The 22549-nt window shown below is 63.8% G+C and carries 16 protein-coding genes and 1 tRNA gene; 8 read left to right on the forward strand and 9 right to left on the reverse strand.

The features are described from left to right. The first annotated feature begins 219 nt into the window (after positions 1–219). Positions 220–1845: an MFS transporter gene (locus tag OEG81_RS10360; RefSeq protein ID WP_264132564.1), complete on the forward strand. Its 1626-nt coding sequence runs from the start codon at positions 220–222 to the stop codon at positions 1843–1845. Between the two features lie 358 nt (positions 1846–2203). Beyond that, a complete protein-coding gene (locus OEG81_RS10365; protein ID WP_264132565.1) occupies positions 2204–3103 on the forward strand; it encodes a recombination-associated protein RdgC in 900 nt (299 codons plus the stop codon). 95 nt (positions 3104–3198) lie between these two features. Here OEG81_RS10365 and OEG81_RS10370 read toward each other — a convergent pair whose 3' ends face one another. From OEG81_RS10370 to OEG81_RS10390, 5 genes are all read right to left on the reverse strand, one after another. Further along, positions 3199–4491 (reverse strand): aspartate carbamoyltransferase, encoded by a 1293-nt coding sequence (locus OEG81_RS10370; protein ID WP_264129154.1) that lies wholly within the window; start codon positions 4489–4491, stop codon positions 3199–3201. Between the two features lie 117 nt (positions 4492–4608). Then, positions 4609–4995, reverse strand: coding sequence for a hypothetical protein (locus OEG81_RS10375; RefSeq protein ID WP_264129155.1), 387 nt, complete (start codon positions 4993–4995; stop codon positions 4609–4611). Positions 4996–5077: 82 nt separating this feature from the next. Further along, on the reverse strand, positions 5078–5686 hold the full coding sequence (locus OEG81_RS10380; protein WP_264129156.1) for a SecDF P1 head subdomain-containing protein: 609 nt from the start codon (positions 5684–5686) through the stop codon (positions 5078–5080). Between the two features lie 114 nt (positions 5687–5800). After that, positions 5801–7927: a penicillin-binding protein 1C gene (pbpC, locus tag OEG81_RS10385; RefSeq protein WP_264132566.1), complete on the reverse strand. Its 2127-nt coding sequence runs from the start codon at positions 7925–7927 to the stop codon at positions 5801–5803. A gap of 139 nt (positions 7928–8066) precedes the next feature. Then, a complete protein-coding gene (locus OEG81_RS10390) occupies positions 8067–14036 on the reverse strand; it encodes an alpha-2-macroglobulin family protein (RefSeq protein ID WP_264129157.1) in 5970 nt (1989 codons plus the stop codon). Positions 14037–14240: 204 nt separating this feature from the next. Between OEG81_RS10390 and OEG81_RS10395 the strand changes: the two genes are divergently transcribed. The 4 genes from OEG81_RS10395 to OEG81_RS10410 all read left to right on the forward strand — a co-directional run bounded on the left by OEG81_RS10395 (position 14241) and on the right by OEG81_RS10410 (position 15854). Continuing rightward, positions 14241–14319, forward strand: a tRNA-Ile gene (locus OEG81_RS10395). A 333-nt stretch (positions 14320–14652) separates the two neighbouring features. Next, complete coding sequence (locus OEG81_RS10400; protein WP_264129158.1) at positions 14653–14835, forward strand: CsbD family protein; 183 nt, start codon at positions 14653–14655, stop codon at positions 14833–14835. Positions 14836–14999: 164 nt separating this feature from the next. After that, the gene (locus OEG81_RS10405; protein ID WP_264129159.1) at positions 15000–15221 is read left to right on the forward strand and encodes a hypothetical protein; all 222 of its coding nucleotides are present in this window, start codon (positions 15000–15002) and stop codon (positions 15219–15221) included. Positions 15222–15311: 90 nt separating this feature from the next. Beyond that, positions 15312–15854, forward strand: a complete 543-nt coding sequence (locus OEG81_RS10410) for a hypothetical protein (RefSeq protein WP_264129160.1) — start codon at positions 15312–15314, stop codon at positions 15852–15854. Between the two features lie 52 nt (positions 15855–15906). On the opposite strand, the gene OEG81_RS10415 is transcribed toward OEG81_RS10410, so the two are convergent. Further along, positions 15907–16143 carry a hypothetical protein gene (locus tag OEG81_RS10415; RefSeq protein ID WP_264129161.1) on the reverse strand — a complete coding sequence of 79 codons (237 nt, stop codon included), beginning with the start codon at positions 16141–16143 and terminating at the stop codon, positions 15907–15909. Between the two features lie 328 nt (positions 16144–16471). Between OEG81_RS10415 and OEG81_RS10420 the strand changes: the two genes are divergently transcribed. Both OEG81_RS10420 and OEG81_RS10425 read left to right on the forward strand, forming a co-directional pair. Then, on the forward strand, positions 16472–17530 hold the full coding sequence (locus OEG81_RS10420) for an asparaginase (RefSeq protein ID WP_264129162.1): 1059 nt from the start codon (positions 16472–16474) through the stop codon (positions 17528–17530). A gap of 209 nt (positions 17531–17739) precedes the next feature. Then, positions 17740–17874 carry a hypothetical protein gene (locus tag OEG81_RS10425; RefSeq protein WP_264129163.1) on the forward strand — a complete coding sequence of 45 codons (135 nt, stop codon included), beginning with the start codon at positions 17740–17742 and terminating at the stop codon, positions 17872–17874. A 126-nt stretch (positions 17875–18000) separates the two neighbouring features. Here the strand turns inward: OEG81_RS10425 and OEG81_RS10430 are convergent, their stop codons facing one another. The 3 genes from OEG81_RS10430 to wrbA form a co-directional block, all read right to left on the reverse strand. Continuing rightward, entirely contained in the window at positions 18001–20514 is a 2514-nt protein-coding gene (locus tag OEG81_RS10430) for a glucose/quinate/shikimate family membrane-bound PQQ-dependent dehydrogenase (RefSeq protein WP_264129164.1), read from the reverse strand. A gap of 86 nt (positions 20515–20600) precedes the next feature. Continuing rightward, positions 20601–21593 (reverse strand): glutathione S-transferase family protein, encoded by a 993-nt coding sequence (locus tag OEG81_RS10435; protein WP_264129165.1) that lies wholly within the window; start codon positions 21591–21593, stop codon positions 20601–20603. A 105-nt stretch (positions 21594–21698) separates the two neighbouring features. Continuing rightward, entirely contained in the window at positions 21699–22298 is a 600-nt protein-coding gene (gene wrbA / locus OEG81_RS10440) for an NAD(P)H:quinone oxidoreductase (protein WP_264129166.1), read from the reverse strand. Positions 22299–22549: the final 251 nt, after the last annotated feature.

Here is a 22549-nt window from a genome sequence, read left to right on the forward strand (position 1 = left end):
ACCGCTATGATCCCGCTTTTGCGTTACATGAAGTAACCAAAGAGCGGCGGCGTTCAACTTGTTGTCAGCCTGGCGTCAGGAGCTTCGCATAACGTACGCTTGCCCGATAAAAGATCCGCAAGGACGATATCTCACTGGGAGACAAACATGAACATCACCACCATGGGAAGGCCGCCCGAGGCGGTGCCGGTGGGCGCGCCGGCCGCGACGAACAGGCCGATGACCCCTGAAGAGCGGCGGGTCATTTTCGCGTCATCGCTGGGCACCGTCTTCGAGTGGTACGACTTCTATCTATACGGCTCGCTGGCGGCCATCATCGCCGCCCACTTCTTCTCGGGCGTGAATCCCACGGCGGGCTTCATTTTCGCCCTGCTGGCCTTCGCGGCCGGGTTTGCCGTCCGGCCCTTCGGCGCACTGGTCTTCGGCCGCCTGGGCGACCTGGTGGGCCGCAAATACACCTTCCTGATCACCATACTGATCATGGGCCTGTCCACTTTCCTGGTCGGCGTGCTGCCCTCGTATTCCTCCATAGGCATGGCGGCGCCGGTGATACTGATCGTCCTGCGCCTGCTGCAGGGCCTGGCGCTCGGCGGGGAATACGGCGGCGCGGCGACCTATGTGGCCGAGCATGCCCCGCAAAATCGACGCGGCTTCTATACCAGCTGGATACAGACCACCGCCACCATGGGCCTGTTCCTGTCGCTGCTCGTCATCCTGGGCATACGCACCTCGCTCAGCGAGGAAGCCTTCATGGAATGGGGCTGGCGCATCCCCTTCCTGATCTCGGTGGTCCTGCTGGGCATCTCGGTGTGGATACGGATGCGACTGAACGAGTCGCCGGCCTTCCGGAAGATGAAGGCCGAAGGCAATGGCTCCAAGGCGCCCATCAAGGATTCTTTCGGCAAGTGGAGCAATCTGAAGATCGTGCTGCTGGCCCTGTTCGGCCTGACCGCCGGGCAGGCCGTGGTCTGGTATACCGGCCAGTTCTACGCCCTGTTCTTCCTGACCAAGACGCTGGCCATCGAAGCCAATACCGCCAACATCATGATCGCGATGGCGCTGCTGCTGGGCACGCCCTTCTTCGTCGTCTTCGGCGCGCTGTCCGACCGGATCGGCCGCAAGCCCATCATCATGGCGGGCTGCCTGATCGCCGCCCTGGCCTATTTCCCGGTGTTCAAGGGCATTACTCATTTCGCCAATCCGGCCCTCGAGAAAGCGCAGGCCACCGCGCCGGTCACCGTCATCGCCGATCCGGCCACCTGCTCGTTCCAGTTCAATCCCGTGGGCGTGTCGTCCTTCACCAGTTCCTGCGACATCCTGAAAGCCTTCATGGCCAGCAATTCGGTGAACTACGACAACCAGGCCGCGCCCGCCGGCAGCGTCGCCAAGGCCCGCATCGGCCAGGACGAGTTCGTATCGTTTGAAGGCCAGCACCTGAACAAGGCCGATTTCGCGGCAAGGTCGGCGGAATTGAAGAAATCGCTGACCGATGCCATACGCAGCCATGGCTATCCCGCCAAGGCCGACCCCTCGCAGATCAACTACATCATGGTGGTGCTGCTGCTGACCTTCCTGGTCGTGCTCGTCACCATGGTCTACGGTCCCATCGCAGCCATGCTGGTCGAGATGTTCCCCACGCGCATACGCTATACCTCCATGAGCCTGCCCTACCACATCGGCAACGGCTGGTTCGGTGGCTTTCTGCCGCCGGTCGTATTCGCGGTGGTGGCGGCGACCGGCAATATCTACGACGGCTTGTGGTACCCCATCATCATCGCCGCCATCACGCTGGTCATCGGCACGCTGTTCGTCAAGGAAACCAGGGGCAATGACATCAATGCCTGAAGCGCGGCCAGGTTCAGGCTAACGTCAGGCAGGATCATTAGAATTCAATACATAGAAGGGGCTGCCTGATGTTGTCGAACGTCTGATCCCCCGGTTTTACAGCGAAGCCGCCCTTTTTATCACCTGTGTTGCGTCCCCCGCGAGCCTTTTTAGCGCAACACTGTGTGCTCCCCTGATGGCCCGATGCCTCTGGCATTCCGGGCCATTTTTTTGTCCGGCGCCGGCAAGTCCCTGGCAAACATAAGGAAAAAGGGCGCCGCGCAAATGGGCTTACAATCAGCGCTCATCATTTTTTCGGCTGCCTCCCCGCTCGCCGGGCGCGTTGGGCAAGCCCGCAACCAAAGAAGACATCAAGCATATGTGGTTCAAGAATCTCAGGATATTCCGTCTGGCACCGACGTGGTCGTGCACCGTGGACACACTGGAAGCGGCACTGGAAAAACAGGCCTTCCAGCCGAGCGGAAGCCGCGACATGCAAAGCCTGGGATGGGTCGCCCCGCGCGAGGACAGCGGCCTGGTCTATGCCCTGGACGGCCAATACCTGCTTAGCTTGCGGGCCGACAAGAAGCTGCTGCCCACCACCGTGATCAACCAGTTCGCCAAGGCCCGCGCCCAGGACATCGAAGAACAGCAGGGCTTCAAGCCGGGCCGCAAGCAGATGAAGGAAATCAAGGAGCAGGTGACCGACGAATTGCTGCCCAAGGCCTTCAGCGTGTATCGCGATACCCGCGTCTGGATCGACACCCGCAATCACTGGCTGGTGATCGATGCCGCCGCCGCGGCCAAGAGCGACGAAGTGCTTGGCATGCTGGCCAAGGCCATGGATTCCTTTCCGATTTCGCCGCTCTATGTGGAGGAATCCCCCGCCGCCGCCATGACCAACTGGCTGATCAGCGACGAGCCGCCCGCCAATTTCTCGATAGACCAGGACACAGAGCTGCGCTCGACCAGCGAAAGCGGCGCCGCCGTCCGCTATGTGCGGCAAAGCATAGAAATCGACGAGGTGCGCAAGCACGTGCAGGCCGGCAAGCAATGCACCCGCCTGGCCCTGACCTGGGCCAACCGCGTCTCCTTCGTGCTGACCGATGGACTGGATGTGAAGCGGGTGAATCCGCTGGATGTGCTCAAGGAAGGCCAGGACTCGGCCGCTCACAACGAAGCCGAGCAGTTCGACTCGGACTTCACCCTGATGACCGGCGAGCTTTCGCGCCTGATCGCGGGCCTGGTGGAAGCGCTGGGCGGCGAACGCAAGCAGTGATGGCGGCCGGGCCTGCGCCCGGCTATGGCCACGGACCGGCGGAGGCCGCCTCGGATCCGTGAACGTGGATGGATTGGGGGACGCTGTACGGCCCCTTAGTCCATGCCGTGGAAAACGCTGTCGTCGGGCCCGATGTGCGACGGCGGACTCCAGGTGACGTCGCGCAGCGAATGCTGCACCAGGTTTTCCACGCCGAGCAGCACGGCGAAGATGGCCATGCGCACCGGGATGCCGTTATCGGTCTGGCGGAAGATGGCCAGGCGCGGATCATGGTTCAGGTCCACGCTAAGGTCGTTCGCGCCTTCGCGGCTGTCGCGGGGCAAAGGATGCATGACGATCACGTCGGGGCCGCAGCACTTGTCGATGATGGCTTTGTTCACCTGGAAGTCGGGGCTGTAGCCTTCCAGCTCCTCGGCGGCGAAACGTTCTTTCTGCACGCGCGTGGCATAGATCACGTCCGCGCCGGGCAGGCCCTCTTCCAGGGAATTGGTCTGTTCGATGACGTGGCCCCGCGTACCGACCTGTTCCAGCAGGTACTCGGGCATCTCCAGCCCGCGCGGCGAAATCAGGGTGAACTTCAGGCCGCGATACAGGGCCAGCAGCTTGATCAGCGAGTGCACGGTGCGGCCGTACTTCAGGTCGCCGGCCAGGACGATGTGCGCGCCGTCCAGTAATTTGCCCAGGCGCGAGAATTCGGTCAGTATGGTGTAGAGATCCAGCAGAGCCTGGCTGGGATGTTCGCCCGGGCCGTCGCCGCCATTGACCACGGGGATGTTGGTCGCCGCCGCGAACTCGGCCACCGAGCCTTTTTCGGGATGGCGGATGACCATGGCATCGACATAGCCGCTCATGACCCGGCTTGTATCGTAGATGGATTCACCCTTGGCCATGGATGAAAATGTGAAGCCGGTGGTGTCGCAGACCGATCCTCCCAGCCTGCAGAAGGCCGCCCCGAAACTCACGCGGGTACGCGTGCTGGCTTCGAAAAAAAGATTGCCCAATACGGCGCCCTCCAGCACACGCGAGACTTTCTGGCGCCGCGCTATGGGCTGCATCTGATCGGCGATGCGGAAGAGTTCTTCGACCGACTCGCGGGAAAACTGGTCGACCGACAGCAGCTGGTGCTTGCCCTCGGCGGCGATCCGGTCGCGCAAAGAGCCCGATTGTGCGCTTTGCGCATACTTCTGCAGCAAGGTTTCGTTCTCGACGATTTCCGTCACGAAGCGGTTCACGACTTCGGGCATGGCCCGGAACTCCTGCGAGCCCTCGGGCAGCAGCCACGTGTCCAGCGCCCGGCGCTTGACGCCGATACGCCCCGCGAAGACATCGCGCGTCAGATTCAGGCGACGCATGGCATCGCGAAGAAACACTTGTTGGGAAACCGTCATGAGGGGCACCTTGAATAAATATACGCAACGCGTATATTTTATTTTCCGCCACGACAATTTACGAGCATTTTCTTATTGGTGGCGACAAAATACAACGCCGCCTTCGCTCAATACCGCTCAGTATGTCAGCACGGCCAGGCTCTGGGTGAACCAGCAAGCCGCGATAAAAGCCAGCAGGCTCAGGCTATAGGCGACCAAGGTACAGAACAGGGGCAGCCAATGGCTGCGGCGCGGCCTGCCGGTAAGCAGCTGATGCAGCAGGCTGCTTTGCACCGGATACGACCACAACAGCCCCAGGGCCGCCAGGGCCAGGCCCGCCAGAAAAGCGGCCATGGGAAAACGCAGCCATTGCGGGTCCAGGTCGATCTGCACGATGCCCAGCGACCAGCAGAGAAGCAGCAGCACGCCCAGGCCATTCGTCCATGCCAGAAACTTGAAGCCCAGCGCAAATCCGCCGGCCAAGGTTCGCAGGGCATGAAGCCGGCCGGTTTGATCGATGTCCATAAGATCCTGTCAGGCAAAAAAACGGCACCCGCATGGTGCCGTCATGAATTTCAAGCAAATGCGCATGGCGTGGATTGCAAGGCTACTGAGCCGGCGTCCCCGTCGTGGCCGGCGCGGTGGGCAGGGCGGGCGCTGCGCCGTCGGCCGGCACACCGGCAATCGCGCGAGCCGCCGCCGTGGCGTTTTCTTCAGTCCCCACCGCAAAGATAAGATGCGGGGAATTGACCGGCGTCGTATAGCCCGGCGCGGCCAGCATGGTCCGCCCGACGACCAGCGCCAGCCGCCTGTTGGGGTTCTTGGTGGTGGTGTCGGCGACTTTCCGCTTCCCCTCTTCGTTCAGTTCGAGCGCAAGCAGGCCTTCGCCCTCTTTGCTGGCGCCGGCCTGGACCCCGGTCAGGTCGGCCCGCGTAATCACCGGCGCGGGGTTCACGTACAAGGTGGACGATTGAATGTTGACCGGCGTCCAGCCCGCTTGCAGCGTGGTGTCGGCCAGGTACACCGCCACCGGCGCGCCTTGCTGCTGGGCCTGCATCGTCGTTTCGGGTGCGGGCGTGGCAGGCGCCTGGGATTGGGACTGGGCCGGCTGATCCGCCGCCGCTACGGGTTTCTGGCCCGGCGTCGTCTGGCAAGCGGCCAGCAACAACAAACTGGCCGGCACGAGCACACGGCCAAGCATACGAGTCGCTTTCATGAAGACTTCCCCCAAAACGAATTTATCAACGTCGGAAAAGTTTAACAGCTGGGCCGCTGAAATGACGTCAATATCTATCAATTTGTTTGAACACGTGCCCAGAGCGGCAGCCCTTCACTGCGGCGCGGCCCCGCGCACTTCGACATGGACGGCATCCAGCACGCGGCCGTCCGGATCCAGCAGTTCTATGCGATGGCGGCCCGGCCACGGCGCCCAGGCCAGTTCGCCGCCGCGCCCCAGCACGCGGCCGTCGATCCGCCAGGACACGTCCCGCGCCATGGCGGCGGCCACGTTCCTCGCACGCAAGGCGCTGCGCTGCCGGTCGGGCGGTATGTCCGGGTCGATCGCGAAAATCGCGCCGTCCGCCGGCGCGGCGATACGCGCCGCGCCCTGGCCGCGCGGCACGAAGTCCTGCGCCAGGCTGACGCGCCGCAGGACGGTATCGCCCACGAACGCCTCCAGTCGCTCCGGCTCGAGCTCGTGATCGAATGCCACGCGGGCCTGCGTCACCTGCGCCGGCCTGGCGGGCTGGCCGCTGGGCCTGCCGCGATGCAGGTAGGACATGACATCGTGCCACACCGGCCCCGCTCCCGATACGCCCGACACATCGCGCATGCTGGCGCCTCCGCTGTTTCCAACCCAGACCCCGACGGTGTAGTCCTGCGACCATCCCATGCACCAGTTGTCGCGCATGTCCTTGCTGGTGCCGGTTTTCACGGCCGTCCAGAACGGCGTGGACAAAGGACTGTCAAAGCCGAAAGTGCGCGCCCGCGCCTGGCGGTCGGACAGCACATCGCCGATGATCCAGGCCGCCGCCTCGGATATGACGCGGGTCGCCGGCGCATCGGGCGCATCCAGCAGGTAGCGGGGCGGCGAATACAGGCCGCCGTCGGCCAGCGCGCGATAGGCATTGGTCAGGGACAACAGCGTTACATCCGCGCTGCCCAGGGCAAGGCTGTAGCCATAGAAATCGCCCGTCTGGTCCAGCGGCAAGCCCAGCCGGGTCAGGCGCCGGGCAAAGGCGTCGGGCGAAATCATCAGCAAGACCCGCAAGGCCGGAATGTTCAGCGATGAAGCCAGGGCCGTACGGGCACTGACCCAGCCGGAAAATCGTTTGTCGTAGTTCTGCGGAATATACAATCCGTTTCCCGTGGGAATATCCAGCGGACTGTCGTTCAGCAGCGATGCCATGGTCAGGCGCTGCTGCTCGATCGCCTGGGCGTACAGAAAGGGCTTGAGCGTGGAGCCCGCCTGACGCAGGGCCCGCGCATGGTCGACCCGTGCCGCGTCCGACAGGCCGTCCGACGAGCCCACGTAGGCCAGCACCTGCCCCGAGCGATTGTCCTGAACCACCACCGCGGCGTCGCGAACGTTGTCCATGCCCAGGATGCGCAGATGCCGGCTTATGCTTTGCGCGACGAAACGCTGCAAGCCGGCGTCCAGCGTCGTCCGCACTGCCCGCGGCGGCGGCACGCCGTGTTCACGCGATTGCGCCAGCGCCAGCCTGGCGTAATGCTCGGCCATGCCGGGGGGACCGGCCCAGAAGCCCGAACTGCGCGCCAGAACGCGGCGCGCATAGGCGGACAGGCCCGCGCACTCATCGGGCGCCCCCATCTCGGCCAGCAAGGCGCAAGCACGCCGCGCAACGACCGTGGCGGAGGCGTTCGGGCCGCGCAGCAAGGCTGCGGCCAGCGCCGATTCGCGTGCGTCCAGCCCGCTGGGATGCTTTTGGAACAAGACGCGGGCCAGCGCGTCCACCCCGACAAGCTCGCCGCGGAAGGCCGCCAGGTTCAAGTAGGCTTCCAGTATCCGGGGCTTGCTCCATTGCTCTTCCAGGTGCCGCGCCTCGAAGGCTTGATCGATTTTCTGCATGATGCCCCGCCCCTGCGGGCCCCGCTCGAAGCCTTCATCGATCAAGCCCAGCAACTGCATGCTGAGCGTCGATGCGCCGCGCCGCCGCTCATGCGCCAGCGTATCCCAGGCCGCCGCGGCGATCGCCCGCCAATCGACGCCGCCATGCGAATAGAACCGCCTGTCCTCCGACAGGATGACCGCCCGCTGAAGCGCGACCGACACATCATCCAGCGCGATCCAGTCGCCGCGCCGGGCCTGGAAGTCGACGCGGACGCGCTCCATCAGGCGGCCCGAGCGATCCAGCACTTGCACATTGGACGCCTGCGCATCGGCCTTGACCTCATCGTAGGAAGGCAGCGCTGTGGCTGCCCCTGGCAGCGCCAGCATCAGCAGCGCCAACGATGAAGCAAGAAGCCGCCGCTTCGCCTTGCAAAGGCCCGGCCAGGCTGCTCTGTTGCGCAGCCTTGCTCCTGGATGACGAACGGTTTGCGTGCGCATGAGGTTTTCCATTCCGGATCGGCAGGCGCTAGTCCGGCTGCGCTTCGCCCCGCACAGCAAACCTGCCCGGCTGAGGCAATTCGCCGTACACGTCGGGCTGGTACATGGCCTCGATGCGGGTGGGCGGCAGGCTGAAGCTTCCCTCCGTATTCAGCCTGACCACATAGCTCAGGGTCGTCGTTCCGGCCGGCAGGTAATCGTAGTAGGCGCGGTAGGCCTCGAAGCTGCGTTCGACGAATGCGGGCGCATAGCCCTCGTTCCCTTCCGGCCTTGCGGTCTGCGCCGCAATGCTGGAGTCCCGCCCCAGTCCGCTGCCCAGTATCGTGGCCCCCGCTGGAACAGGATCGCTGAGCACGGCCCAGGTCGTGGACGTCCTGGCCCGGATGGTCAGCGTCACGCGATACACGTCGCCGCGCGACCACGCGCCCGGAATGGCCTGGGAAACCGGCTCGATGCCGCGCCGGATCTCATAACCCGACGAAACAGCCTGGGATACGGGCACGGCGGCCAATGAACGCACGCTCACCCACGGACGCCCCCTGCCCTGCTGTTCCAGGACCAGGGTATCGGTCTTGGCGGACGACCAGGCCTGCAGGAAATCAAGCGCCTTCACTCCGTCCTGCGAATCGGCGCGGCTCCAGTCCAGCACATGGTCGCCGCTGCCCGAAGCCAGCCGAAGCCGCCCTGACACGGGAACGCTTTCTTCGCGCTGCGCGAATTTTTCCGCGGCCAGGCTGCCCATCAGGTTGGCGGTGGTCGTGCGCCAGGCGCCCCTGCGCTGCATGTCCAGCAGGCCCTGCATCATCCGGGGCAGGTCGCTGCGCCATTCCGGCTGCCCGGCGGTCAGCAGAATCAGCTTGGCCAGATTCGATTCGCGGCCGCTCATCAGCCACCAGCTGTCGTTCAGCGCATCGTCCGTGAACGTCAGGCCGGTGCCGCTCTCCATCATGCGTGCCAGCAACACCTGGCGCGCCTGGGCCAGTTTCGCCGGTTTGCCGGCGATACCCGGCACGCGCTGCAGCAGGGCCAGCCAATCGATCACCGCCGAGGTCGGCCAGCGATCCGGAGCAATGGCAATGCTGCCCAGCATGCGGGCCTGAACCAGTCCGTAGCGCGACAAGGCCTCCAGCGCCAGCAGCTTGCGCACATCCAGGTCACGCTGGGGCGCCCAGCGGTTGCGGACCAGCTTGCCCTGAACAAAGGCCAGCAGTCCGCGCACCATGGATGCGCGCGCCGCTTCGGGAATTGCATAAGGCAGGCCCAGGGCCTGGGCTTCATGGCTGACGGCCAGCAGGTAGGCCGTCAGCACTTCGCTGCCTTGCACCGCTCCGGGGAAATAGCCGGCCAATCCATCGTCGTCCAGATAGGTAGGCAGGCGCCGCATCAGGTCCTGCCATTGCTCAGGACTTCGCAACCCTATTGCCCTGGAGCCCAATTGCTCCAGGCAGGTGTAGGGATAGGCGGAAAACCATTCGCGCACACCCGGCAACCCGCCCGCCAGCGAGGATTGCGCATGCACTTGCAAGCCGCCGCGCGGCACGCCATTGGCATCCGTCAACGCGCCTGTCGGCGCCTGCACGGGCAGGCGGACGGGATCCGCTTCGGAATCCAGCGCGAACAGGGTCGCCTGCCGTGTCGAAACCGGCACGACCGGCAGCAGCGCCTGCCTGAACACCAGCGCATCGCGAGCCGCCAGGCCGCCGGATCCAGCCGCGCTGGCCGGGCCGCTCCCAGCTGCCTCGCCCTGAGCCATTGCGCCGCCCATGTCGCGGGCTTCGATACGCCATTCCAGTTGCGCCGATCCACCCAAGAGATTGCCCTCGGGCGCCTGGACATCCCAAGTCAGCGCGCGCGCTGCGCCGGGAGCCAGCTCCACCTCTTGCGGCGTCAAGGTTTCCGATGCCACGCCCTTCCCGGTATAGCCGGCCGTCACTCGGACCCGCATGGCGGCCCCCGTGGAGTTGCGCGCCGTCACCATGGCCTTGTAGCGATCCCCCTCGCGAACCAGCGAAGGCAGGCCCGGGATCAACTGCAGGTCCTGCGTACTTGCAATGCTGGCGAAACCCGTGCCGAAACGGTCCGCGCCGTAGTCGGCAATGGCCACCAGCTTGTAGCGGGTAATGGCGTCGTTAAGCGGGACAGACAGCGTGGCCTTGCCCTGCTCATCGAGCTCCACTGCCGGCGCCCACAGCAGCAGCGTATCCAGAAGTTCGCGCGTCGGGCTCTTGCCGCCTCCCCCGCCCGCCGGCAGGGCCTTGCGCCCGTAATGCCGCCGGCCGACGACTTCCATCTGAGCCGTGGCGGTCTCGACGCCGTAGCTGCGCAACTGCCGCAAGGCCGACAGCAGGTCCCAGCTGTCGTTGGGCGCCAGTTCGAGCAAGGCCTGGTCGACGGCCGCGAAAGCCACCGTGCCATGAGCCGCGGGCTTGCCGTCCGCCGTCTTCACTTCCACCGTCACGCTGGCCCGGTCCCGCAACGGGTAGACGGGCTTGTCGGCGCTGACCTTGACCTCCAGCCGGTCGCTTTCGTCGGACACCCGTATCTCGGCCAGCCCGTAACGAAAGGAGGGCTTTGACAAATCGATGAAAGGCGTCGGCGCGGCGTAATGCTTCGAGGCGTCCATAAAGGCGCCATACCAGGACCTGGGCTGCTGCCAGCCCCAGGTAAAGAAGGAATACCACGGCACCTCGCGCAAACGCCCGCGCAAGGCCAGCACCGATACGTATACGTTGGGTCCCCAGTCGGCCTCTATCGGAATGCGGATCGTGGGGTCGCTGCCGTTTAGACGCACGACCTGCGTCTTCAGCACTCCTTCGCGCTCCACGGCCACCAGGGCCATCGCATGGCGGAAGGGCATGCGCACCTGAAATTGGGCGGTTTCCCCCGGCTTCCAGCTCTTGCGCTCGGGGATGATGTCCATCCTGTCGTCGTCCTGACCTCCGAACCACAGTTCGCCGGCGCCCGTCACCCATACGGTGGACTCGGCGGTGGAGCTGCGGCCTTGCGCGTCGCTGGCCGTCGCACGCAACTGGATGGCGCCGGCATCCTTCAATTCGATCGAACATTCCAGCACGCCATCCGCGCCGGTGCTTCCCTGGCACACCGTGCCCAGGTCGCGCAACTGCACATGATTGTCGTAGCTGTAGAAGCCGCCGACCAGGCGCTTGCGCGTGGAATAGGTGCTGCGCGCAAGCGCCGTGATCGTCATGGGGACCCCGGCTTGCGGCTCGCCCGCGGTCGACAGGGCCAGGCCCCGCACGGGTGTGGCCGTGCCGGCCGCCACCCAGCTGCCTGCGCGTATGCCCGCCTGGACACCGGCGGGCCACACCGGCACCGATTGCGCCAGCGTCTGGACCTGTCCGTTCGGATCCTGGAAACTTGCCTCGAACACAAGCTCCCCCGGACGCTTGAATGCGGGCAATCCGTCTATCTTCAGCCGCCCTCCGCCTTGCCCGTCCAGCATCAGAGGCTTCTTGTCCAGAAAAAGCGTCTGTTGCGCATGTTCCCCGTTATCCGCCTCTTCACCGGACGCTTCGTCGCCGCGCGGATCGGGCGGATCGAAGGAATAGTCCTCGTAGTCCGCGAAACGCACCCAGCGCTCGCGCAGCACGCCCGAGACGCGCACGGGCAGATGCCCTGCGGGACCGCCCGAGACATAGGCGATTTGCACATCGGCATCCAGGCTGGCCGGCGCAAGCAGCGGACCGCCGCCCGCCTCGCTCCCGATCTTCAGCGTGCCGCTCAGCAAAGGCAGCTTGAATTCCTCGACCCGGAACTGGCCGCTGCCATACCAATTGCCCTGGTCGTCGGCCAATGTGACGGAATACATGCCCAGCCTGGCCGTCTTCGGTATGTCGAAACGGCTGGCCGCCGCAAGACCGCCGGAGGGCGTCTTCTTCCAGGCAAGCGCCTGCTCATAGCGTTGGTCCGATCCCTGATGCTCGATGAGCAGCTTGCCGGGCAACTCGGAAATATCCTCCGGCAGCGCCAGGCCGTCGCGGGTCTGTATGCGCGCGAAATGCTTCATCGACACTGTTTCGCCGGCGCGCAGCAGCGTGCGATCCAATACCGTATGCGTGGCCATCGTCGGCGTGGGACGGGTGTCCACCGGCACGTTGAAACGCCAGGACTCAATGCCCCGGTTCCAGTCCGAAAACACGAATGAAAAATCGGCCCTGCCGCGCGCCTGGGCATGGTCGGCGCCTATGCGCGCCGACGCATAGATCCCGCCAAGCCCGGTGTCCTCGCAATAATCTGGCGCATCCAGCCGGCCGCGCTGGTGCCAGATGCCTTCGGCATCGGTCTTGCCGCGCGCCAGCACGGCGCCGGAGCAATCCAGCACGGCGATGTCCGCCCCGGCCACCACCCTGCCCTCATCCAGCGTCGTCACCCACACCAGGACATCGTCGCGGCCCGTCTTGATATGCACGCCCAGATTGGTCAGCAAGGCCGCGGTGCGCACATACATCGGGTCGGCCGATGCCAGCAGCGACTGGCCCAGTCGCGCCGATTCGACCTCCAGCACATGAAAGCCCGGCTCGACCAGTGGCACTCCGATGACCTCGAAGGGCCGGGGACTTTCGCCGTCCATGCCCGGCAGGGCCAGCTTGCGGGCGGCCTGCATGCCTTGCAGCGCGGAATAGCCCCGGGTGTCCAGGCGGGGCTGCTCCTGCCGCTCGTTCTGCCGGGGCGCACGGTCGGCCATGATGTCCTTCAACTGGTTCGCCGTCCAGCTTCCGTCCTCGAGCCGGCGCAGCCGCGCATACCAATGCAGCACCTCTTTGTCATCCCGCGTGGCATAGTCGCTGATCTTGCCGGCCGACACCGCCAGATCCCGCGTGCGGAGCACCGCCTCGACATTACGCAGGGTCAGGGGCACGGTCGCGGGCGACTCGGCTTCGCTGCCATCCGGCGGCAGGTGGGCGAAACGCTCGACGATGCCGAACGGCGCCGCCGCGAACTTGGCCAGGGGCGGGAATGCCGCCGTCTGTATGGCCAATGGGAACTGATCGGCGTTGACCAGTTCACGCCCCGCATCGTCCTTCAGGCCTTGAGGAAGACTGAGCGACAAGGAGGACAGTTCGGCAAACGGGCCGTCGAACCGCACATGCGACAGGCCTCCTTGATAGCCGGTGTCGTCGATATCCAGGCCGCGCTCGCCGGAAGGCGTCGTCAATCGTATCTGCGCCGCATCGGCGCGCGCTATCGGCGCCGAAAACTCCAGCGTCAAGGGCGATACCGGCGTGCAGGGCATGCTGGCATTTTCCCGCAGGCAGCTGAAGCTGGCCTTGAACGGCGCGCGCACCGTGTAATCGAAAACCTCGGCCTTTGCGCTGGCCACCGCCGGCCGGCCCTGTGCCGCGGGCGTCGACACGCCCGGCCCCACGCCAAGCTGCACACGCGCCTCGGCGGGAAGGCGGCGCTTGCATTGCAGCAGTTGCGTCGCGGGCGTGTCCCACTCGTCGCTCATGGAGTAGTAGACGGACTTTAGAATGTCCCGGCGCGCCTCGCCCGAAACCAGCCTTACCGGCACGGCCTCGCCCAAACCCTCGACCAGGCATCGCGCACTGGCGGCCAGACTGTCCGCGTCCACGTCGCCGTTGAACCGCAAGACAAAGACCTGGTCTTCGGCGATGGTCTTGTCGTAGGGATAGGAAGCCGTTATCGCCGGCCCGCCGGTCCGGAAGGAAAATGCCGCCTTGCCCGACACCGTCTCGTTCGCCAGGCTGCGAAAGTCCGGCCGCATCGTGGCGCTGCACTGCACGCCCGGCCCCGGCGCCTCGTTGAACACATAGGTCCAGCGCTTGGCATCCAGCCAGCGGCCCCGCCCTTTTACGGCGGGATCATCGCAGGCGACATCCATCGGAGCCGGCGCCTGGCCGTCGCCAAAGGCGATGACGGCCGCATCGAAAGCAAGCTGGATGCTTTCAACCTTGGACACCGTGCCCTGCGGCGTGAATTTGGCGACCTTGACCGCCCAGGCGGGTGACCAACACACGATCGATGCTAATACAACTGCCGTTATCCTTAACACGCTGGCCTCTCCAACCCGGTTTTTCCGGCACGATAGCACTCTTCGGAAAGGGCGTCAGCAGCCTGGGCCAGGCGCAAAACCCCAGCGCGAGGCTGCTAGGCAAGCTTGATCGGTTTATGCAATAATTGCGGGCTATCCGAGGCGCATGCGCAAGCGCGCCACGGATACGCCCCTCTAGCTCATGCCTGGTTAGAGCAGCGGACTCATAATCCGTTGGTGCCGTGTTCGACTCACGGGGGGGGCACCAAAAATCTAAGGGGAGTCAATCATTTACGTGATTGGCTCCCCTTTTTCTTTGGGCTCTTCCGGCTGGCTCTTCCCCATTAACGGCTCTTCGGCTCTTCCCCATTAACGGGGAGCCCTCGGTGATGCCGTTGGATTTGGTGAAGCGCCACATCGAGCTGCCCCTTGTTCCGGATATAGACCCTTTAATCGACTGACGGGCAAGCCCCTTCTCCGAGATTTTCCTATTTCCGAGCTTGCTCCGGCGGGCTTACTTTTGCCTGCCTTTTGGAGAGCCGGGCACGTCCCTTGCTAAAGCCTTTGTGCCGGCCGCTGGGCCGCTACACTGGAGATACGCATGGACAAAGATCAAGTGAAAGGGGCCGCCAAGGAGATAAAGGGCGGTGTCAAGGAGGCGGTCGGAAAAGCCACCGACAACCCAAAGACCGAAGTTGAGGGCAAGGCCGAGAAGAATGTCGGCACAGCCCAACGCAAAATCGGCGAAGCCAAAGACGACATAAGGGACGCAAACAAGCGCTAAACACTCTGCTCCGTAGATTTGAAACGCCCGCTCGCGGGCTTTTTTTTGCCCTACGGCACCGACTGCAGTCCCGCATGCCCCACGAATTCTTCATAGTATGAATCTTCGGCGGCATCGTACTTGCTAGGACGCCCATGCAACAGATACCAGCGCAAGGAGATGCAATGAAAACGCAAATTCAGTTTCAGCAGACGGACGGCGACGATGGAGTCGCCCTTATCGAAGGCCCCATAGCGAGCCTTGATCACGCCAAGAATGAACTGGCCAACAAGCTTGACTTGCCTCGGGCGGATGATGCGCCTGCCACGCAAGCGGATATCGATGCCCGGCTTCGCAAGGGCGGGATCGACCCAGGCTCGATAGTCTTCAACCAGATAGCGGAATAGAAGGCCACGGGCACGCAGCTTGCCTCACTGCCGGCATCCCGCTTGAAAGCGGTCCCGTCCCGGTACACGGGCGATACTTGGAGATAGGCCATGACACAGAATCCAAAGACCGGCGCCCCTCCGCCACAGGATGCGGAGCAAGGCAACGAGATAGATCCTCGCCTGAAGGAACCCGCCAGTCCTGGCCAGTACCGGTCGGGAATAGACGGTCCGGGTGAGTCCACCAGCAAGAATCCGGGTCACGCCAACCCCGCGCACAATACGCCGGGACACGAGCGCCAGGATGAGCCGGGTCAACACGATCCGGGGCAACCCAGCCAGGGCCAGACCCAAAGCTATCCCGGCATCAAGGGAGGCAAAGCCCGCGCACTTGCGGAGGACGAAGACATGGACAGAAAGCAGGCGGACGAGACAACAAAAAGGGATCCACGCTCGGAATTGGGATTGAAGTCGCCGGTCAAGGAAGCCAAAGATACGGAAGAACGCATGAACCGGCAAGAAGCGCAAGGCGGCAAAGCCACGCAATTCGACGGTAGCCCGGCTCCTCAAGGTTCCGCATCCACGTCCTTCAAGCCCAAGGATGACACACCGGCCAAGCTGAAAAAGTCCGAAGGGCCCCGGAACGATCAATAGCAGTTCAAGGCGGGCGGCTATCCCGCAGCAAGCACCCGGCGGGACTACGGTCTCAGTCCTTCGATGGCTGGGAAGCGTCGTCCTGATCGTCGTTGCTCTCGTCGATGTCGACGTCGTCGGCGGTGGAGATATCGATAGGTTCCTCCTCTTTGGGAGGACGATCCGTGCCGGGAGCCGCCGAAGGGTCGGCATCGGCTACGCTGGGCACACCGGAGGTGTCGACCGGGTTCCTGATCAAATCAGCTTCCGCGCCGCTTTTCTTGTCAGACGTATCCTTGCGCTCGTTCATGGCCCTATTCCCTTGCTTCCGCGTTAACGCCCCATGGGCAGAGTCTCTGTATTCAGCAAGCCTCATGCCGCATACTGCATCGCCCAACGCTGGAAACTAGGGAAACCACTCATACTTCTGTTCGTATAATCGTATACGATTATACGAATCCGGCCAAATATCAATAAGGCGGACACCGCTCGTCGGCCAGGCAACGACAAAATCAAATTCCTCAACGAGCAACACACTCATCATGCCGCGGTACCGCGTCTATCCCATTTTTCAGGGATCGCGTCACCGGGTATTTCTTTTCATCCGCATTCGAATTCATCGATACACAGGAGACAGCATGAACAGCAGTAAATGGTTGATGGCAGGCGCCTTGTGCCTGGCTTCGTTTACCGGCGCGGCATATGCCCAGGCGAAAGATACGGCGAAGACCTTGCCCAAGGTCGTGGTTCTTTCCACAGGGGGCACGATAGCCGGCGAATCGCGCAGCAGCACCGATACCACCAACTACACGGCCGGCCAGCGCAGCGGCGACCAATTGGTGAAAGCCGTTCCGGAGATCGCCAAGGTGGCCGATGTCGAGGTCGAGCAGGTCGTCAACATCAGCAGTCCCAACATGCAGTATTCGCACCTGCTGGCCCTTTCCAAAGCCGCCAACAAGTATCTGGCCGATCCCTCCGTATCCGGCGTGGTGATCACCCACGGCACCTCGACGGCCGAGGAAACCGCTCTGTTCATGGACCTGACCGTCAAGAGCAGCAAGCCGGTCATCGTGGTGGGCGCCATGCGTCCGGCCACGGCCATCAGCGCCGACGGGCCGTTCAACCTGCTGCAAGCCATTGCGCTGGCGGTCCATCCGTCCGCACGCGATCGCGGCGCCCTGCTCGTGTCCAACGACCGCATCAGTTCCGCCATGTATGTATCCAAGACCAACACCCAGTCCCTGGATACGTTCCAGGCCGCCGAACAGGGCCATCTGGGATTGATGGTCGGAACCAAGCCATACTTCTATTTCACCCCCGCTTCCGTGCCCGGCAAGCCCTACTTCGACGTCAGCAAAACCGAGAACCTGCCCAAGGTCGAGATCCTGTACGGCTACATCGAGAACGATGCCGGCATGCTGGATCATCTGGTCGGCACCGGCACCAAGGGTGTCGTGGTGGCCGGGCCCGGAAACAGCTCGCTGTCCAAGGCCATGGTGGAAAAGATCACCAAGCTGCAGGCCGACGGCTACCCGGTGGTGCGCGCGACCCGCGTGGGCGCAGGCATCGTCACGCCCAAGAAGGAAGGAATCGCGGCGGGCTTCTACAACCCGCAAAAAGCCCGACTGCTGCTGGCCCTGGCCATCAATGAAGGCGCAGACCTGAAGAAGACCCAGAATTACTTCCTGCCCGACTGACGGCGGGAACCCGCCGCAACCCCGGAATCCGGGTCCGCAGATTCCGGGGGCTTGCGAGGCCGGCTCCCCGGCCTCGATCAGTTATCATCCAGCTGTCGCCATACAGGCCCGACGGCGGCTCCGGTCGGTGGGCTCGTCCGGCTGCGCGTCGATGCTGCGGCCAGACGGGACGGCAATCCGGCAAAAAGAAGTGTCCTGGCCACTCCACGATGAAAACCATTGAAACGATCCGCTCCTGGGCCCGGCGCATCAAGCGCGATGCGGTGACGCTGTGGTTTGTCTGCCTGCTGGGCACTATGGCGCTACGCATGGCTGCCCTACTTATCCACATAAACTGTGCATAAGCCAAGGGATAACCCTCGGGCAATCTCCGAGCGCCCAATGAATACGCGGCACCCAGGTTCCCTGGTCAAGAACTGCCAGTGACGACTTGCTCCACCTTCGACCGCGCTCTCCGATTCCCGTCTTCTCTACTGCTCCTTGGGCAAGGCATAGGCGATGACATCGTCGCCCGCCTTGGTGCCCAGGGAGCCATGGCCGCCCGCCACGACCAGCAGGAACTGGCGACCATCCTCGGCGGTATAGGTCATGGGCGTGGCCTGCCCGCCCGCCGGAAGCCGGCTCTCCCACAACTGCTCGCCATTGCTGACATCGTAGGCCCGCACATAGTAGTCAAGCGTTCCGGAAAGGAAGGCCACGCCCCCCGCCGTCATGAGGGGCCCGCCCAGATTGGGGACGCCCATCCTGAACGGCAAGGGCAAGGGCGAACTGTCGATGACCGTTCCGTTCTTGTGCTTCCACGCTATCTTGCCGGTGGTCAGATCCGCTCCGGCCACATACCCCCAAGGTGGGGCCTGGCAAGGCAGGCCCAGCGCAGAGGTAAAGGCGCTAAGCTGAACCGCGTACGGTGCGCCGAAGTTTTCATTCAGGGCCGGCAGGCTGTCCTGCGGACGGTTTCCGCCCTGAACATACAGGGTCTTGTCATCCGCGCGGGGCACCAGCTGCGAGACGAAGGCCAGGTACGTGGGGGTCGTGAAGGCCGCCTGGCGCTGCGGGTCGACAGCAATGCCGCCCCAATTGAATACACCGAAATTTCCCGGATACACCAATGTGCCCTGCGTCGACGGCGGCGTATAGCGGCCTTCGTAGCGCAGTGACTTGAGTTCGATGCGGCAGGCCAGCTGATCGAACATGGTCGCCCCCCACATGTCGGCGCCCGTCAAGGGCGGCGGATCGTACGACAAGGCTGAAACGGGCTGCGTGGGCGCCAGGCGTTCCCCCTCTGTCGCGCCCTGCGGCACCGGCGCTTCGGTGACGGGCAGCACGGGTTCGCCCGTAAGGCGGTCCAGCACGTAAAGCTCTCCTTGCTTGGTGGGCTGCACCAGCGCATGCACTGTTTTTCCGCCGACGGTCAGATCGATCAGGCTGGGTTGCGCGGGGACATCGTAATCCCACAAATCGTGATGCACCGTCTGGAACACCCAGCGCACCTGGCCGGTGGCCAGGTCCAATGCCACCACCGACGATGAGTAGCGCTCGACGGCCGGGCTGCGGTCCGCGCCCCATTGGTCGGGAGGCTGATTGCCCAGCGGCACGTAGACCATGCCCAGCTCTTCGTCCACGCTGGAGATCGACCAGCTGTTGGGGGAGTTCGCCGTATAGGTTTCACCCGGCCCTATCGGAGCGGTATGGTCCGGATTGCCCGAATCCCAATTCCACACCAACTGGCCGGTATTGATGTCGAAAGCACGTATCACGCCCGACGTTTCCTTTGTGGAAACGTTGTCCAGCACCGTTCCGCCCACGATGAGCAGCGACTTCGTCACGACCACGGGCGAGGTCGAATAGTATCCGCCCGGATTGACGTTGGGCATGTTGCGCCACAAGTCGATCTGGCCCGTTCCGCCTCCGAAATCCTTGCAAACCGACCCGCTCTCGGGATCGAGCGCAATGACGCGTCCATCGGCCGTGGGCATGAATAGTTTGGCCGGGCAATGATCGATGGCCGGGCCGGCTTGCGCTGCGACCGGAAGGCCGATGTCCGGCGTTGCGGCGGCCGCGGAGGTCGCCGCCTGAGAGTCAGGAGGTGCCGCCTGAGGGCCGGACGGCGCCGCCGCGCCGGCTTGCGCGGGATGATAGGAAAGGCCGCGGCAGGTCAAGTGCTGCAGGGCCAGCTTGCCGCGGATTTGCGGATCGTAGCGCCAGATTTCCTTGCCGCTCGTCGCATCCAGCGCTATCACCGATTGATGCGGCGTGCAGAAGAAAAGCCGGTTGCCTATCTTTAGCGGCGTGACTTCGAACGTGGTCTCCACCGGATCGCCCGGCCTGCCCCGCACATCGCCGGTTTCGTAATACCAGGCGACCTCGAGATTGGCCACGTTCTGCGGCGTGATCTGCGTCAAGGGCGAATAGCGCTGGCCATGGCCGCTGCGGCCATAGGCATGCCATTCACCCGCCGGAACTCCGCTGGCATCGGCGGCAAGCTGCGCACGCACATCGGGCAGCCTGCCCTCTATCTTATGCGGATCGACGAACCACGAGGCAATGGCGACCAGCAGGAACAAGCCCAGCGACATCGCCAGCGGCAAGCTGGCGCGCCGAGCCTCTGCCGCGTAATACGTCTGGACGTCCGCTCGCGCCCGCCCGCGGCGGACCAGCGAGCGCGTCACCCACGGCGTCAGCAAAAACAAGCCCAACAGGAAAAGCACATCGCCGCGCGCGGCGAGCGGCCACCAATCCAGGCCGGCTTCCCACAAGGCCCACGCCACGGTGGCGACAACAAGCAAGGCATAGAGCCAAAGCGCCTCTAGCATTCCCCGGGCCAGCATGAAGGCGATCGCGATGAGGACCGCTCCGGTCAACAAGTAGTACCAGGAACCGCCCAGGGCCGCGAGCCATATGCCGCCTGCCAATAAGACGATTCCAAAGAGCCCGCTCAGGCAGATGGCTGCAATCAGGGCGGCGCTTCGTTGCGTGCTGGGCATGGTCATTCCTCTTTAAGCTGAGTGAAAGCAGAGTGGATGTGACCGAGCAGCAAATTCAATGCCTGCGAAGAGGCGCACCCGCGAAATCAGGCGGCGGCCGCCGGCAGATGGCCGCGTCCGTGCGGCTCGTCAAGATGCAGCACCGGCCCTGCCGGCACGATGCCATTGGGATTGATGGTGCCATGGCTGCGATAGTAATGCTGCTTGATGTGCTGCAGATTCAGCGTGGCGGCGACGCCGGGCCATTGATAAAGCTCTCGCGCATAGGCCCAGAGATGAGGGTAATCGACGAGCCGCCTCAGGTTGCACTTGAAGTGGCCGTGATACACGGCATCGAAACGGATCAAGGTCGTGAACAGGCGCCAGTCCGCTTCGCTGATGCGCGGCCCCAGCAGGTAACGCTGGCGGCCAAGCAGGGACTCCAGCCCGTCCAGGGCCTCGAACAGCCTGTGTACTTCGCGCTCATAGACTTCCTGCTCCGTGGCGAAGCCGGCCTTGTAGACCCCATTGTTTATGGTTTCATAAACATGCGCATTGATGGCGTCGATGCGCTCGAGCATGCCGGCGGGTGCATAGTCGCCGGGCCGGGCGCCCAGCCCGTCGAAGGCCGAATTGAACATCCGGATGATCTCGGACGACTCGTTGCTGACTATCGTTTGCCTGTGCGAGTCCCACAATACGGGCACGGTGACCCGGCCCGTGTAGCCGGGCATGGCGCGCAAATAGATTTCATACAGGTAGCGGGCATGGCCATAGGGGTCGGGAACGACGCCCGGCGCCGACTGGAATGTCCAGCCATTTTCCGCCATATGGGGATGGACGACCGACAGCCCTATCATGTCCTCCAGCCCCTTCAGGGCGCGAAAGATCAGGGTGCGATGCGCCCATGGACAGGCCAGCGATACGTATAGATGATAGCGTCCCGCCTGCGCCGGAAAACCGCCCTGGCCGCTGGGCCCGGGAGCGCCGTCGGGCGTGATCCAGCTGCGGAACTGCGCATTGCCGCGGACGAAACTGCCGCCCGTGCTCGATGTGTCGTACCACTGGTCGGCCCACTTGCCGTCGATCAACAGCCCCATGACATCCCTCCCGATTGATTCGGCGCCCTGTCCCGCCATGCATCTGCATCATAGCAAGGCCCTGGCCGCCCCAGCAGGCGCGGCGCCGCCGCAATCGCCGCTGGATCAGCCGAACAGCTTGTTGGCCACCTGGGCGATATGCTCGCCCTGGAAGCGCGCGCCCGCCAGCTCGTTTTCCGAAGGCCGGCGTGAACCGTCGCCGCCCGTGATGGTGGTGGCGCCGTAGGGGCTTCCGCCGCTAATCTCGTCGAGGGTCATCTGGCCCTGGAAGCTGTAGGGCAAGCCGACGGTGATCAGGCCGAAGTGCATGAGGTTGGTCAGGATGGAGAACAAGGTGACTTCCTGGCCGCCATGCTGGGTAGCGGTCGAGGTAAAGGCGCCGCCCACTTTGCCGTTCAGCGCGCCACGCGCCCACAGCCCGCCCGCCTGGTCCAGGAAATTGGCCATCTGCGACGACATGCGGCCAAAGCGCGTGCCCGTTCCAACGATGATGGCATCGTACTGTTCAAGGTCCTCGACCTTGGCGATGGGCGCTTCCTGGTCCAGCTTGTAGTGGGACGCCTTGGCCACCGATTCGGGAACCAGTTCGGGAACGCGCTTGATGTCTACCGTTGCGCCCGTGCTGCGTGCACCTTCGGCGACGGCCTTGGCCATGGCTTCCACATGCCCATAGGCCGAATAATAAAGAACCAGTACTTTTGCCATTTGGATAATTCCAGTCGAGATTGAAGAATATTGAACCGCCGCCGACGCCGTCGAAGTCATGCAGGCTTGGCGTCCACCCATTCTATGGAACCGGGCGGTAGAGAATAAGAGGGCATTATGGATATGGCCTTTCCAATAATGGAATAATCGACCGGACACAGGCCTTGTCCCGGTCTCGGGACGTGGTCCGATCCACAGGGCCTGGCGGCGCATCATGCATGCGAATCTGCCAACAGTGCTAGCATAGCCAC

It is taken from the genome of Pollutimonas sp. M17, assembly GCF_025836975.1.
GTDB lineage: Bacteria > Pseudomonadota > Gammaproteobacteria > Burkholderiales > Burkholderiaceae_B.